We start from the raw sequence: 13,516 nt of genomic DNA, 5'->3' as shown, positions 1-13,516 counted from the left end.
GAAGGCTGACCGGCCAGGCCGGCTAGCGGCTTCGCTCGGGTTGGCGGCGTTGACGCCGCGTCGGCCGTGGCGGCCGGTTGGGTGCGGACTAGGCGGCCAGGCGGTCCTGGGCCGTGACGAGTTTGGGCGACGAGAGGTCGGCGTAGAGGTTGCGCGCCTTGAGCCACATCTCGGTGCCCGCGTCGACGTCTCCCCACTCGACCAGCACGTCGCCCAGCAGCAGGAGCGCGTCGGCTATGCCCGGGCGGTGGCCGGTCTCCCGGAGGATCAGCAACGCGCTGCGGACGTCGCGGATCGCCGCCGGTGGGCGACCCAGGTCGTGCGCGCAGCCGGCCAGCACCCACAGCGCCCGGCCCTCGAGGATGCGGTAGCCGGCCGCCCGTGCCTGGTCGAGTGCGGTCTCGGCGAGCTCCTCGGCGGCGTCGGGTCGGCCCTGCTGGCGACGCAGGTCGGCCAGCGTGAGCGAAGCGCTGATCTCGGTGTGCGGGTACGCGGCCTGCCGGGACAGCCGGATCGCCTCCTCGAGCGCCTCCGTGGCCAGGCCGATGTCTCCGTTGCCGTAATGGGCGACCCCGAGGGCCTTCTGCGCGTCGGCGAGCAGCCGCGGCCGTTCGGTCTCGACGCCGATCTCGACCGCGCGCCGGGCGGTGCGCAGCGCGTCGGCGCCCTCGCCGCAGGCCGCGTGCACCTGGGCGATCGCGCAGAGGATGTCGCCCTCGGTGCGGCGGTTGGCGTTGCGCACCGCCATCCGCAGCGCGCCGTTGAGCGTGCGCCGGGCCTGGCGGTAGCGGCCCTGGTCGGCGCGGATCAGCCCGAGGCCGAGGAAGGCGATCGCGGACGACTGCGGCCAGCCGGCGGCCCGGTGCAGCCGGAGCCCGCGCTGGAGCACCTTGGCGGACTCTTCGAGCCGGCCGAGCGCCCAGTAGAGGCCGGACAGGTTGCCCAGCACGGTCGCCTCGGCGGTGCTGTTCTCGTTGCGCTGCGCCACCTCGATGCTGCCCTCGAACAGCGCGACGGCGTCGTGGAGCCGGCCGTTGCGCCAGTAGAGCAGCGCGAGGTTGCCCATCACCCCGCCCTCGCCGGTCTGCCAGCCGCTCGACCGGGCCAGCTCCAGGGCGCGCCGGTAGTGCGGCTCCGCGGCCGGCAGGTCGTTGCGCTGCGCGTGCAGGTCGCCGAGGCTGATCTCGGCCGCGGCGGTGCCCATCGCGTCGTCGTCGGCGGTGGCCGCCGCGAGTGCCGCCTCGGCGATCGCCCGCCACTCGGTCGGGCTGCCGGCCGACCACAGGAACGGGCGCAACGCGTCGGCCAACCGCACCGCGGCCTGGCGCGGGCCGTGCTGCGCGGCGGAGGTCACCGCGGGGACCAGGTTGGGCAGCTCGGCCGTGATCCACGCGACGGCGTCGGCGGGGTCGGGGTAGGCGGCCGCCGCCGGGGTGGCGCTCGCGGCGGCCGGCAGCCGGGAGAACTCGGGATAGACCAGCCGGCTGGCGGTGTCGACGTGGTCGAAGTAGTAGCCGAAGAGCCGGTCGCGGGCCGCGCCGTGGTCGGGCTCGTCGGCGGCGAGCCGGCCGCGCGCGTATTCGGCGACCAGGTCGTGCAGGCCGTAGCGGCCGGTGTCGCGCTCGTTGACGAGGTTGGCCGCGACCAGGGCGCCGACCGCCGGCTCCGCGTCGGGCAGGTCGGCCACGGCGGCCGCCGGCCCGGCACCGAACTCGGGCCCGGGCACCAACGCGAGCAGCCGGAACAGCCGTCGCGTGGGCTCCGGCAGCGCCGCGTAGCTCAGGTCGAAGGCCGCCGAGACGGTGGCCGCCGCGTCGTGCTCGATGCCGAGACCGGCGAGCCGGTCGCCGTCGCGCAACCGCTGGTTGTAGGCGGCGATCGGGGTCGGCAGCGCGGTGTCGACCTGCGCGGCCGCGATCCGCAGCGCGAGCGGGAGGTGGCCGGTCAGCGCGGTCAGCTCGGCCGCGGCGGCCGGCTCGCGGGTGACCAGGTCGGCGCCGAGCAGCCGGCCGAGCAGCTCGTGCGAGGTGGTCGGTGGCAGCACGTCGAGCGGCAGGGCGACCGCGCCGTCGACCGCGACCAGACCGGCGAGCCGGTTGCGGCTGGTCACCAGCGTCACGCTGCCCTCTCCGGCGGGCAACAGGGGCCGGATCTGGTCGGCGTGCTCGGCGTTGTCGAGCAGCACCAGGAGCCGCTTGTCGGCGGTCAGCGTGCGGTAGAGCTGGGCGGCCTCGTCGAGGTCGGCCGGAGTGCTGGCCGGCGGCACGCCGAACGCGGACAGGAAGCGGCCGATCACCTCGGACGGGCGCAGCGACCGGGTCTGCGCCCACCCGCGCAGGTCGATGGCGAGCTGGCCGTCGGGGAACCGGCGCCGCGCCCGGTGCCCCCAGTGGACGGCCAGGGTGGTCTTGCCGACCCCGGCCATGCCCGAGACGACCACCACGACGGGACCGGTGCCCTCGCCGGCGATCAGCGCGTCGAGCCGGTGCAGCGGCTCGTCGCGGCCCAGGAAGGTGCGGGCCGGCGCCGGCAACTGCGCGGGAGCGGTGCGTTCGTGCGTGGCGGCACGCAGGATCCGCCGGTGCAGGTCGCGCAGGTTGGCGCCCGGGTCGACGCCGAGCTCGTCGGCGAGCAGCCGGCGCGTGCGCTCGTAGGCGGCCAACGCCTCGCCCCGCCGGTCGGCCCGCGCCAGCGCGCTCATCAACTGGGCCTGGAGGCGTTCGCGCAGCGGGTGTTGCTCGGCCAGCGCACGCACCTCGGCGCCGATCTCGCGGTGCCGGCCGAGCTCCAGCTCGAGCTCGAAGCAGTCCTCGTAGGCGGCCAGCCGCAGCTCGTGCAGCCGGGCGGCTTCGGCGCGGACCCGGTCGCCGTAGTCGTCGCCCTCGTAGGCGGTGGCGCCGCGCCAGAGCCCGAGCGCCCGGCGCAGCTCCCGGCGCGCCGCCTCACCCTGCCCTTCGGCGCGCAGCCGGGCGGCCTGCGCCACGAGCGTGTCGAACAGGTCGGCGTCGAGTTGGCCGGGCGGCACAGCCAGCAGGTAGCCCGCCGGCGACCGGGTCAACGCCTCGTCGCCGACGGCGCGGCGCAGGTGGTGGACGAGCACCCGGATGGCGCCGCGGCGCGTCTCCTCGCCGGCGCCCTTGTCCCATAGCGCCTCGGCGAGCACCGCCACCGACACCGGGCGGTTGGCCTCGACCAACAGGTTGGCGAGCACTATGCGGTGCTGGCGGGCGGCCAGCACGATCACCTCTGGATCGCTGCGCTGCGTGCGCGCATCAGGCTCAGTGCGCAGCACGCGCAGTGGGCCCAGAACCTCGAATCGCACGACATCTCCCGTTGTTACCATGGCAAAGACGGTTACTCACGTTAGCGCACGAATGCTAGCCCTTGCCGGTTCAGCCAACGCAGATCCAACACTGGCCCTGCACAGTAGGCACCGGCCGCACCCGCCCAGCGCGCAACCGGCCGCCTAGGAGGGTGACGCGGCCAACGGGGGGCCGCGTCTTCCCCTGGCCTCTGCCTGCCCGTCGCCCGCTTTGCCTGCCCCGCTACTTGCCCGCGGGCGGGTCTTCCTTTTCCTTGCGTAGGTCTTCCTCGCGCCGACGTAGGTCGGCCTCCCAACGCTCGAAGAGCTCAGTGTCTTCCTTGCTGCGTTGGTTGAGTGACTTGAGGAACTCGGGGTCGTCGTCGGGCGCCTGCTGACGCGGCCGCTCGGCTTCCGGGAAGCCGCTGCCCGGTCGCCACTGGCCCGCGGCCGAGCGCTGCACGGGCCGCCCCGCTAGGAACCAGGCCACGCCGCCGACCAGCGGGAAGAACAGGATGATGAGCACCCAGGCGATGCGCGGCAGCGCCCTGATCTCGCCCTCGTCGGCGGACAGGCAGCTGATCAGCGCGGCCACCGCCAGCACGAGCTGAGCCACGAAGAGGAGTCCGTAGAGGCGCACCATGCGGACATGATGGACCGTCCGGACCCGTTGCGGCCACCCCGTGGCGTTGCCAAAACGGTTGTCACAGGGTGAAGAGCATCAACAGCCCCAGGACGGCGTACCCGGGAGCGATCAACGCGGCGACCACCAGCATCCGCGGAGTCACTGGTGAGACCGGCCGTGACCGGCCCGAAAGCTGGCGCAACCGGCCCATCACCCAGAGCCCGGCCGCGCCCCAACCGGCGATGGACACGGCGGCGAACACCACGCCGGCTGTCCCGTGCCGGACACCGAACCGGGCCGCGAGCACGGCGGTCACCGCGAGGGTCAACACGGTGCGGCCCCAGGCCAGCCGGGTGCGGATCCACGCGACGCCGGTGTCGACGACGCGAAAGTCCGGGGGCGGCTCAACCACGGGCGGCCTGCACCAGGACGGCCGCGACGAGCAGCAACGCGCCGAGGGCGACCAGGATGGACAGCAGCGCGGGGAAGCGCGACGGCGGCAGGTCGCGACGTTGCCGCATGGCCCGCTCGGCACGCGCCCAGTGGTCGACCGCGCGCAGTGCGACGAAGCCGCCGAGCACGAGCAGCGCCACGGCGATCACCTCGCGCAGGTGGGCGACGCCGAGCACGGGCAGGAACTGCGCGGAGGCCAGGCCGCCGGCCACCAACGCCAGGGCGGTGCGGATCCAGGCCAGGAACGTGCGCTCGTTGGCCAGCGAGAACCTGTAGTCCGGGGTCTCACCCACGTCCTGGGGGTCGAACCACCGCTTGATCACGTACCGATTATCTGTCGACACGTCGCCTAGCCTGAGCCGGTGACCGAACTGAACATCACCGCTTTGCGTGACGCGTACGACAGCCAGCTCCGCACGTACGATCCCGAGCTGCCCGGAGTCACCGTGGAGTTCGACGGCCCGCTCAAGCGGGCCTCCGGGATGATGGGCGGCGGTTACCTCGTCTACCAGGACCTCGGCGGCCTGGCCGGCGCCGAGCTCGACGAGCTGATCGCCCGCCAGCGTGACCACTTCCGCGACCGGGGCCAGCAGGTCGAGTGGAAGCTGCACGGCCACGACGAGCCGGCCGACCTCGCCGAACGGCTCACGGCGCACGGGTTCGTGGCCGAGGAGCAGGAGACCATCGTGATCGGCCCGGTGGCGCCGCTGGCGGCCGCGCTGCCGGTGCTGCCGCCCGGCGTCCGGCTGCGCGACGTCAGCCAGCCCGCCGACCTCGACCGCATCGTCCGCATGGAGGAGACGGTCTGGGGCGACGACCGGAGCTGGATCGCCGACATGTTGGGCGAGGAGCTCGCCGCCCACCCGTCCGACCTCGTGGTGACGGTGGCCGAAGACGTCGAGAGCGGCGAGGTGGTCAGCGCCGGTTGGGTCCGCTTCGTGCCGGGCACGGCGTTCGCCACGCTGTGGGGCGGCTCGACGCTGCCGGCGTACCGGCGCCGCGGGATCTATCGCGCGCTCGTCGCGCACCGGGCGCGCCTCGCGGAGGCCAACGGATTCACCCTGCTCCAGGTCGACGCGTCCGACGACAGCCGGCCGATCCTGGAGCGGCTGGGCTTTGTGGCGGTCACCACCACGACGCCGTACGTCTACCATCCGTGATCGTGACTGAGCTGACCGACCACGAGCGGGCGACCCTCAAACGCGCTGCCTTCGGCGTGGTCTACCTGGTCTCCAACGCGGACCCCGGCTTCCTGGCGATGCTGCGGGAGAGCGTCGCGGCGTCCGGGGCCTTCACCGGCGCGCGCGGGTTGGCCCGTGACGTGCTGACCAGCGGCAGCCTGCCGAGATTCCCGCGCCGCGACCCGAGCCAGGTCGAGGCCGAGGTGTTGCCGGCGTTGACGGAGTCGCTCGCCATCCTCCGGGCGAAGGTGCCCGACGAGGTCGACAACTACCGCGACGCCGTGCTGTCGGCGGCGCAGCGGGCCGCGGAGGCGGCACACGGCGTGCGCCCCTCGGAAGCGGCTGTCCTGGCTAAGGTGCGTGCCGCGCTCGCCTGACGGGCGTGAGCCGTGTCACGCTGAAGGTCGGCTGAGCCGATGCTACCGGCGGGTAAGTTAGCTCTGGGTGGCGGGTGGGAAACTCCACACCGCCCCCAGATTGACCCGGCCTTCCACCGCCCGGCAGGCTGCGGCCTAAGTGCGCGTTAACCAACCAGGAGGGTCGTCGAAACGCGATGAACATCGTCGTCCTCGTCAAGCAGGTGCCTGACTCCGGCTCGGAGCGCAACCTCGCTGGCGACAACACGGTCGAACGTCAGTCGGCCAACAACGTCATCAACGAGATGGACGAGTACGCCATCGAGGAGGCGTTGAAGATCCAGGAAGCGCACGGCGGCGAGGTCACGATCCTCACGATGGGCCCCGAGCGCGCGACGGAGTCGATCCGCAAGGCCCTGTCGATGGGCCCGGACAAGGCCGTACACGTCCTCGACGACGCCCTGCACGGCTCGTGCGCGGTGGCCACCTCCAAGGTGCTGGCCGCCGCCCTCGGCACGCTCAACGCCGACCTGATCATCGCGGGAGCCGAGTCGACCGACGGCCGCGTGCAGGTGCTGCCCCACATGATCGCGGAGCGGCTCGGCGTCGCGGCGCTGACCGGTGCCCGCAAGCTGACCGTCGACGGCGGCACGCTGACCATCGAGCGGCAGACCGAGGAGGGCTACGAGGTGGTCACCGCCGCCACGCCCGCCGTGGTGTCGGTCTGGGACACGATCAACGAGCCGCGATACCCCTCGTTCAAGGGCATCATGGCCGCCAAGAAGAAGCCGGTGCAGACCCTGGCCCTGGCCGACCTGGGCGTCGACGCGGGTGAGGTCGGCTTCGCCGGTGCCTCTTCCGAGGTCGTCGAGCACGCGAAGCGCCCGGCCCGGTCCGGTGGCCAGAAGGTCGCCGACGACGGCAACGGCGGCGTCGCGCTGGTCGAGTTCCTGTCGTCCGAGAAGTTCGTCTGAGCAGGGGGAGGCACGACATGGCTGAGGTTCTGGTCCTGGTGGAGGCCACCCGCGACTTCGCGGTCAAGAAGGTCACCCTCGAACTGCTCACGCTGGCCCGCACCCTGGGCAGCCCGTCCGCCGTGGTGTTCGGCGCGGACGGTGCCGCCGCCGCGCTGGCCGACAAGCTGGGGGAGTACGGCGCGGAGAAGATCTACGCCGGCGAGGGCGCCGAGATCGACGGGCACCTGGTGGCCCCGAAGGCGACCGCGCTGGCTGACCTGGTCAAGCGGGTGCAGCCGGCCGCCGTGCTGCTGCCGTCCACCCAGGAGGGCAAGGAGATCGCCGGCCGGCTGGCCGTCAAGCTCGACAACGGCCTGCTCACCGACGTGGTCGAGCTGACGGCCGACGGGATCGCGACCCAGCCGGCGTTCGCCGGCCAGGTGGTCGTCAAGTCGAAGGTGACCCGGGGCATCCCGATCGCCACGGTCCGCCCGAACTCGCTGACCCCGACCCCGGCGGCGGCGTCGCCGCAGGTCGAGGCGCTGGAGATCGCGTTGACCCCGGCCGACACCCTGGCCAAGGTGGTCGACCGGGTGGTCGAGCAGAAGGGCTCGCGCCCGGAGCTCACCGAGGCGTCCGTGGTCGTCTCCGGCGGCCGCGGCGTCGGCAGCGGCGACAACTTCAAGCTGGTCGAGGAGCTGGCCGACCTGCTCGGCGGCGCGGTCGGCGCGTCCCGCGCGGCCGTCGACTCGGGCTTCTACCCGCACCAGTTCCAGGTCGGGCAGACCGGCAAGACCGTGTCGCCGCAGCTCTACATCGCACTGGGCATCTCCGGCGCGATCCAGCACCGCGCCGGCATGCAGACCTCGAAGACGATCGTGGCGGTCAACAAGGACGCCGAGGCGCCCATCTTCGAGCTGGCCGACTACGGCGTCGTCGGCGACCTCTTCAAGGTCGTTCCGCAGGCCGCGGAGGAGATCCGCAAGCGCAAGTGACCGCCGCACCGCCCGGTCACGCCAACGTGGCCGGGCGGTGCGCGTGGTAAGGACCGCACGGGGCTACGCTGAACCGTGATGGCTTACCTGGATCACGCCGCCACTACCCCGATGCTCGACGAGGCGATCGAGGCCTACGCCGCTACGGCACGGGAGGTCGGCAACCCTTCTTCGCTGCACGCGGCTGGTCGCTGCGCGCGCCGGCACGTCGAGGAGTCCCGCGAGCGGATCGCGGCGGCCCTCGGCGCCCGACCCTCCGAGGTGATCTTCACCGGCGGTGGCACCGAAGCCGACAACCTGGCGGTCAAGGGCATCTACTGGGCGCGCCGGGCCGAACGGCCGGGGCGCGTCCGGGTGATCGCCAGTTCCGTCGAGCACCACGCCGTCCTCGACTCGGTCGAGTGGCTGGTCCGGCACGAGGGCGCCGTCGCCACCTGGCTTCCGGTCGACGAGGCCGGGCGGCTCGACCCGGCCACCCTGGCCGAGGCGCTCGACGACGACGTCGCCCTGGTCACGGCCATGTGGGCCAACAACGAGGTGGGCACGGTCCAACCGGTCGCCGACCTGGCCGCGCTGGCCGCCGCCGCCCGCGTGCCCTTCCACACCGACGCGGTGCAGGCGGTCGGCCAGGTGCCGGTCGACTTCGCCGCCAGTGGAGCCGCCGCGCTCACCGTCACCGGCCACAAGCTGGGCGGCCCGGTCGGCGTCGGCGCGCTGCTGCTCGGCCGCGACGTGCCGGCCACGCCGTTGCAGCACGGCGGAGGCCAGGAACGCGACGTGCGCTCCGGCACGCTCGACGCACCCGGCATCGTCGCCTTCGCGGTCGCGGTGGAGAGCAGTGTCAAGAGTCAGCGGGAGTACGCCGCCCGCGTCTCCGCCCTCCGCGACGCGCTGGTCGACGGCGTACGCGCGGTGGCCCCCGACGTGATCTACAACGGTGACCCGGTCGACCGGCTGCCCAGCAACGCGCACTTCTCGTTCCCCGGCTGTGAGGGCGACGCGCTGCTGCTGCTCCTCGACGCCCAGGGCGTCGCCTGCTCGACGGGCTCGGCCTGCTCGGCCGGGGTCGCGCAGCCCTCGCACGTGTTGATCGCGATGGGCAACGACGACGACCGGGCGCGGTCCTCGCTGCGCTTCACGCTCGGCCACACCTCGACCCAGGCCGACGTCGACGCGCTGGTCGCCGCGCTGCCGGCCGCGGTCGAGCGGGCCCGCCGGGCCGGGTTGATCAAGTCGTCCCGGTGACGCGGCACCGCGTACCCTTGCCGCTGTGAGGGTTCTAGCAGCGATGTCCGGCGGGGTCGACTCCGCCGTCGCGGCCGCGCGCGCCGCGGCGGCCGGGCACGACGTCACGGGCGTGCACCTGGCGCTGTCCCGCAATCCGCAGACCTACCGGTCGGGGGCGCGGGGCTGCTGCACGCTCGAAGACTCCCGTGACGCCCGGCGCGCCGCCGACGTGATCGGCATCCCGTTCTACGTGTGGGACATGGCCGACCGGTTCCACGAGGACGTGGTCGACGACTTCGTCGCGGAGTACGCGGCGGGTCGCACGCCGAACCCGTGCCTGCGCTGCAACGAGAAGATCAAGTTCGCGGCGGTGCTCGACCGGGCGATCGCGCTCGGCTTCGACGCCGTGGTCACCGGGCACCACGCCCGGCTCGGCGCCGACGGCCTGCTGCGGCGCAGCGTCGACCTGCCCAAGGACCAGTCCTACGTGCTGGCCGTGCTCAACCGCGAGCAGCTCGACCGGTCGATGTTCCCGCTCGGCGACACGACCAAGGCCCAGGTGCGCGAGGAGGCGGCGGCGCGCGGCCTGTCCGTGGCCGACAAGCCCGACTCGCACGACATCTGCTTCATCGCCGACGGCGACACCCGCGGCTTCCTGGCCGAGCGCCTGGGCGAGGAGCCCGGCGACATCGTCGACGCGCTGACCGGGGCGGTGGTCGGCTCGCACGCCGGCGCCTACGCCTACACGGTCGGCCAGCGGCGCGGCCTCAACATCGGCGTCCCGGCGCCCGACGGCAAGCCCCGCTACGTGCTGTCCATCACGCCGGTCACCAACACCGTGACCGTCGGCCCGGCCGAGTCGCTCGAGGTCGGCACCGTGGCCGGGGAGCGTCCGGTCTGGACCGGTGGCGCGCTGCCGGACGGCCCGGTCGAGTGCGAGGTGCAGCTTCGGGCGCACGGCACCCCGGTGCCGGCCGTGGTCACCCTCGTCGACGGCGTGCTGACCGCCGAGCTGCGCAAGCCGGCCCGCGGTGTGGCCCCGGGCCAGGCCGTGGTCGCCTACCGGCCAGACCCGGCCGGTGACATCGTCCTGGGCTCGGCCACGATCAGCTAGGTCTCAGTCGCCCGCCAGCGCGAACCTTTCCGCGTGCACCTGGCGCTTCGGCACGCCGATCTCCTTGAGCGACTTCAGCACCGCGTCGGTCATCGCGGGCGGGCCACACACGTACACGTCACGCTCTCGGATGTCCGGCACCATCGCCGACAGGTTCTCGGGCGCGAACGGCCGGTTGGGCGGGTCGCCGGCGCCGGTGCGGCCGGTCAGCAGGTGCACGGTGACCCCCTGCGTGGTCACGTAGTGGCCCAACTCCGACAGCAGCACCGCGTCGTCCTCGCTGGGCACCCGGTAGAGCACGGTGACCGGCCCGGTCAGCTCGCCGAGCAGCGACCGGATCGGGGTGATCCCGACTCCGCCGGCGATCAGCAGCGTGGCCTCGCGGGTGCGGTGGAGCGTGGTGAACGCGCCGTACGGGCCCTCGACGAAGACCCGCGCGCCGACCGGCAGGTGCCGCAGCCCGGAGCTGGTCTTCCCGACCGCCCGGGCGGTCAGCCGGAGCACCTCGCCGTCCGGTGTCGACGAGATCGAGAACGGGTTGGCCTGCCACCAGCGGCCCTTGGTCAGGAACCGCCAGACGAAGAACTGCCCGGCCCGCGCCTCGAGCCCGGCCAGGTCGCGGCCGGTCACGTAGACCGAGGTGACGTTGTCGGCCTCGGGCACCACGGCGGCCACCCGCAGCTGGTGCCGGGCGTTGCGGAGCAGCGGGGTGACCACCCGCCCGTGCAGCAGGGCGACGATCGCCAGACCCCAGAGCCCCCACCAGTACGCCGTGGTCAGCGTGTTGGCCCGGAAGCTGCTGCCCTCGTAGAGCTGGTGCAGCACGGCCAGCGTGACGGCGGCGTAGAGCAGCAGGTGGATCGTGTGCCAGAGCTCGTAGGAGAGCCGGCGACGGGCGAATCGCACCGAGAGCGCCACGACGACCACGATCACCGCCACGGCCAGCATGCCGAGCAGGGTCGGGAAGATGCCGAGAAACACGTCGATCTGGGCGAAGACGGAAATGTCGGAAAGCTGGGCGTAGCCCGTCAGGATGAAGCTCGCGTGCAGCACCACCGCCCAGAACAGGGCGAACCCGGTCCAGCGGTGCCAGGCGGTCAGCTTGTCGGCGCCGATCCACGTGTCCAGCCACGGCAGCCGGGCCACCAGCACGAGCTGGAGCATCATCAGCAGGGCCGCGTGCAGCGCGATGAACTTGGCGATGCCGATCAGCGCGTTCTTCGCCGGATCGCCGGTGAAGAACAGGACCTCGACGATCAGCACGTTGACGGCCAGCGCGCCCCACACTGCGTACCTGGCCACCTGCGCCTGGTTGGTCGTGGCGCGGCGTGCCTGGGCCGTCGGCGCGGTCGCTGTCATGAGCGGTCTCCTGTCACCGTCGAGCTTCCCGCTATGACTACGGGGTTCCGGCGAGAGTAGTTCAGCTAGGGTGCCTGCATGCTGACCCGCGCGTGGGGAATCGCCCGATCGTTGATTATCTATCACGGCCAGCCCGGTCGGCACCGCCGGCTCGTGCGCTTCTACGGGCAGTTCCTCGGGCCGGGTGACGTCGCCTTCGACATCGGCGCGCACGTCGGCAGCCGGGTCCGGGCCTGGCGGTCCCTGGGCGCCCGGGTGATCGCGGTCGAGCCGCAACCCGACCTGCTGCGCGTGCTGCGCGCCTTCTTCGGCCGTGACGACCAGGTGGTGATCGCGCCGGTCGCCGTCGGCGCAGCGCCCGGCACGGCTCGATTGGCGTTGTCCACCGCGACGCCGACGGTCTCGACGTTGTCGACCTCGTGGCGCGACACGGTCTCGGCGGACCGCAGCTTCGCCAAGGTCCGCTGGGACCGCTCGGTCGAGGTGCCGGTCACGACCCTGGACGAAATGATCAAGGAGTACGGCGAGCCGGCCTTCTGCAAGATCGACGTGGAGGGCTTCGAGGCCGAGGTCCTGGCCGGGCTGTCGAACCCGGTCCGGGCGCTGAGCTTCGAGTACCTGCCGATGGCGCACGACGCCGGGCTGGCGGTGCTCGGCGCGGTCGAGGCGCTGGGCTCGTACGAGTACAACTACTCGCCGGTCGAGACCATGCGCTGGGCACGCGAGTCGTGGATGACGGCGGCGGAGCTGGTCGCCCTGTTCGGCGAGGTCCGCCCGACGGGCCGCTCCGGCGACGTGTACGCCCGCCTCCGCCCGTCGTGAACCGCGCCGTCGACCCGCCCCCGCCCGCAGGACCACCACGCTAAACCTTGGAGCGCACTCCAAAGTCAAGGCCTGGCCCGATTTCGAAGCCGCCGGTACGGTCGGCGCCATGGACTCGCTGCCGCGCACCATGTGGACGCTGTTCGAGCCGATCCACGACGTCACCTACTTCACCCCGCAGGCACGCGAGGCGTTCGAGGCGGCCAACCTGCGCGGCTTCTGGCGCGGCTACTTCGCCGGCCGGGCGGCGCCACTCGGCCCGGTCGACGCGGCCCCGGTGATCGCGGCGTTCTGGGGCTTCGCTCCGAGCATGGTGACGAGGGCTCTGCCGGATGTCTGGTCGCGCGCCACGCCGGCCGAGGCGCTGGCCGCCCGCCTGGCCGGGGCCCGCGCCGCGCTGGCCGCGTTGCTGGACGGCGCCGGCCCGGTCGACGAGGCCGCCGCCCTGCTCCGCGAGGCGGCGTCGGCGGTGCCGACGGTGGGCCGCGTGCTGGGCGCCGCGAACGCCGGGCTGCCGTGGCCGGCGGACCCGCTCGGCACGCTGTGGCAGGCGGCCACGATCCTGCGCGAGCACCGCGGCGACGGCCACGTCGCGGCCCTGCTGGTGGCGGGCCTGGACGGCCCGGAGACCGGCGTGTGGCGAGCCTCGATCGACCAGCGCCGGGACTACCTCCAGCCGGCCCGCGGCTGGTCCGACGACGACTGGATCGCGGCGGTCAAACGCCTGAGCGACCGCGGCTGGCTAGACGACTCCGGCGCCGCGACGGCGGTTGCCCTGGACGCCCACGCCGAGATCGAGGCGACCACCGACCGCTTGGCCGCCGCACCCTGGGTGCACCTCGGCGAAGCCGGCACCGAACGCCTCCGTGAGGTGCTGCGCCCGCTGGCGGTCCGCGTCCGCGCGGCCCTGCCGGCCGAAACCCCGATCGGCCTCCCGGCCCTCGGCTGACCTGTGAGCCGCGAGACAGCCCCGGCGGGCATGAATCCGCCGGGCGTCAGGTTTCACCAGTCGGGCACCGCGGAAAGGTCGCGGAACCCGACGAGCCGTCCCGGGTACGTCAACCCGCCTCGACCCGCCTCAACGCAACTGCGGGCGCACGTGGGTGTGACGCCCAGGAGGTGTCAGT

General features: G+C 73.1%; 13 protein-coding genes. 8 read left to right on the top strand and 5 right to left on the bottom strand.

Annotated features, from left to right (window positions below; genetic code table 11):
• Positions 1-88 precede the first annotated feature (88 nt).
• The 4 genes from CHC05_RS07745 to CHC05_RS07730 form a co-directional block, all read right to left on the bottom strand.
• Positions 89-3,322, bottom strand: coding sequence for an AfsR/SARP family transcriptional regulator (locus CHC05_RS07745; protein ID WP_179266092.1), 3,234 nt, complete (start codon positions 3,320-3,322; stop codon positions 89-91).
• A 223-nt stretch (positions 3,323-3,545) separates the two neighbouring features.
• Positions 3,546-3,944 (bottom strand): PLD nuclease N-terminal domain-containing protein, encoded by a 399-nt coding sequence (locus tag CHC05_RS07740; RefSeq protein ID WP_089246264.1) that lies wholly within the window; start codon positions 3,942-3,944, stop codon positions 3,546-3,548.
• Between the two features lie 61 nt (positions 3,945-4,005).
• On the bottom strand, positions 4,006-4,338 hold the full coding sequence (locus tag CHC05_RS07735; protein ID WP_218824485.1) for a DUF202 domain-containing protein: 333 nt from the start codon (positions 4,336-4,338) through the stop codon (positions 4,006-4,008).
• A complete protein-coding gene (locus tag CHC05_RS07730; protein WP_089246262.1) occupies positions 4,331-4,702 on the bottom strand; it encodes a YidH family protein in 372 nt (123 codons plus the stop codon). Before CHC05_RS07730 ends, CHC05_RS07735 begins: the two co-directional genes overlap by 8 nt.
• Positions 4,703-4,741: 39 nt before the next feature.
• Here CHC05_RS07730 and CHC05_RS07725 point away from each other — a divergent pair, with 39 nt between their 5' ends.
• The 6 genes from CHC05_RS07725 (at position 4,742) to mnmA (ending at position 10,208) form a co-directional block, all read left to right on the top strand.
• On the top strand, positions 4,742-5,539 hold the full coding sequence (locus CHC05_RS07725) for a GNAT family N-acetyltransferase (protein WP_089246260.1): 798 nt from the start codon (positions 4,742-4,744) through the stop codon (positions 5,537-5,539).
• 2 nt (positions 5,540-5,541) lie between these two features.
• Entirely contained in the window at positions 5,542-5,937 is a 396-nt protein-coding gene (locus tag CHC05_RS07720; protein ID WP_089247420.1) for a hypothetical protein, read from the top strand.
• 176 nt (positions 5,938-6,113) lie between these two features.
• Positions 6,114-6,890 (top strand): electron transfer flavoprotein subunit beta/FixA family protein, encoded by a 777-nt coding sequence (locus CHC05_RS07715; RefSeq protein WP_089246258.1) that lies wholly within the window; start codon positions 6,114-6,116, stop codon positions 6,888-6,890.
• 17 nt (positions 6,891-6,907) lie between these two features.
• Positions 6,908-7,867 carry an electron transfer flavoprotein subunit alpha/FixB family protein gene (locus tag CHC05_RS07710; protein WP_089246256.1) on the top strand — a complete coding sequence of 320 codons (960 nt, stop codon included), beginning with the start codon at positions 6,908-6,910 and terminating at the stop codon, positions 7,865-7,867.
• Positions 7,868-7,945: 78 nt separating this feature from the next.
• Positions 7,946-9,112, top strand: a complete 1,167-nt coding sequence (locus CHC05_RS07705) for a cysteine desulfurase family protein (RefSeq protein ID WP_089246254.1) — start codon at positions 7,946-7,948, stop codon at positions 9,110-9,112.
• A 25-nt stretch (positions 9,113-9,137) separates the two neighbouring features.
• Positions 9,138-10,208 carry a tRNA 2-thiouridine(34) synthase MnmA gene (gene mnmA, locus CHC05_RS07700; RefSeq protein WP_179266091.1) on the top strand — a complete coding sequence of 357 codons (1,071 nt, stop codon included), beginning with the start codon at positions 9,138-9,140 and terminating at the stop codon, positions 10,206-10,208.
• Between the two features lie 3 nt (positions 10,209-10,211).
• Here mnmA and CHC05_RS07695 read toward each other — a convergent pair whose 3' ends face one another.
• Positions 10,212-11,567: a ferredoxin reductase family protein gene (locus tag CHC05_RS07695; RefSeq protein ID WP_089246250.1), complete on the bottom strand. Its 1,356-nt coding sequence runs from the start codon at positions 11,565-11,567 to the stop codon at positions 10,212-10,214.
• A 78-nt stretch (positions 11,568-11,645) separates the two neighbouring features.
• Between CHC05_RS07695 and CHC05_RS07690 the strand changes: the two genes are divergently transcribed.
• Positions 11,646-12,389, top strand: coding sequence for an FkbM family methyltransferase (locus tag CHC05_RS07690; protein ID WP_089246248.1), 744 nt, complete (start codon positions 11,646-11,648; stop codon positions 12,387-12,389).
• A 109-nt stretch (positions 12,390-12,498) separates the two neighbouring features.
• The gene (locus tag CHC05_RS07685; RefSeq protein ID WP_179266090.1) at positions 12,499-13,338 is read left to right on the top strand and encodes an SCO6745 family protein; all 840 of its coding nucleotides are present in this window, start codon (positions 12,499-12,501) and stop codon (positions 13,336-13,338) included.
• The last annotated feature ends 178 nt before the right edge of the window (positions 13,339-13,516 follow it).

The organism is Asanoa hainanensis, from assembly GCF_900188485.1.
GTDB lineage: Bacteria > Actinomycetota > Actinomycetes > Mycobacteriales > Micromonosporaceae > Asanoa > Asanoa hainanensis.
Note: the sequence above shows the minus strand (reverse complement) of the source record. Positions and strands in the feature narration are given on the sequence as shown.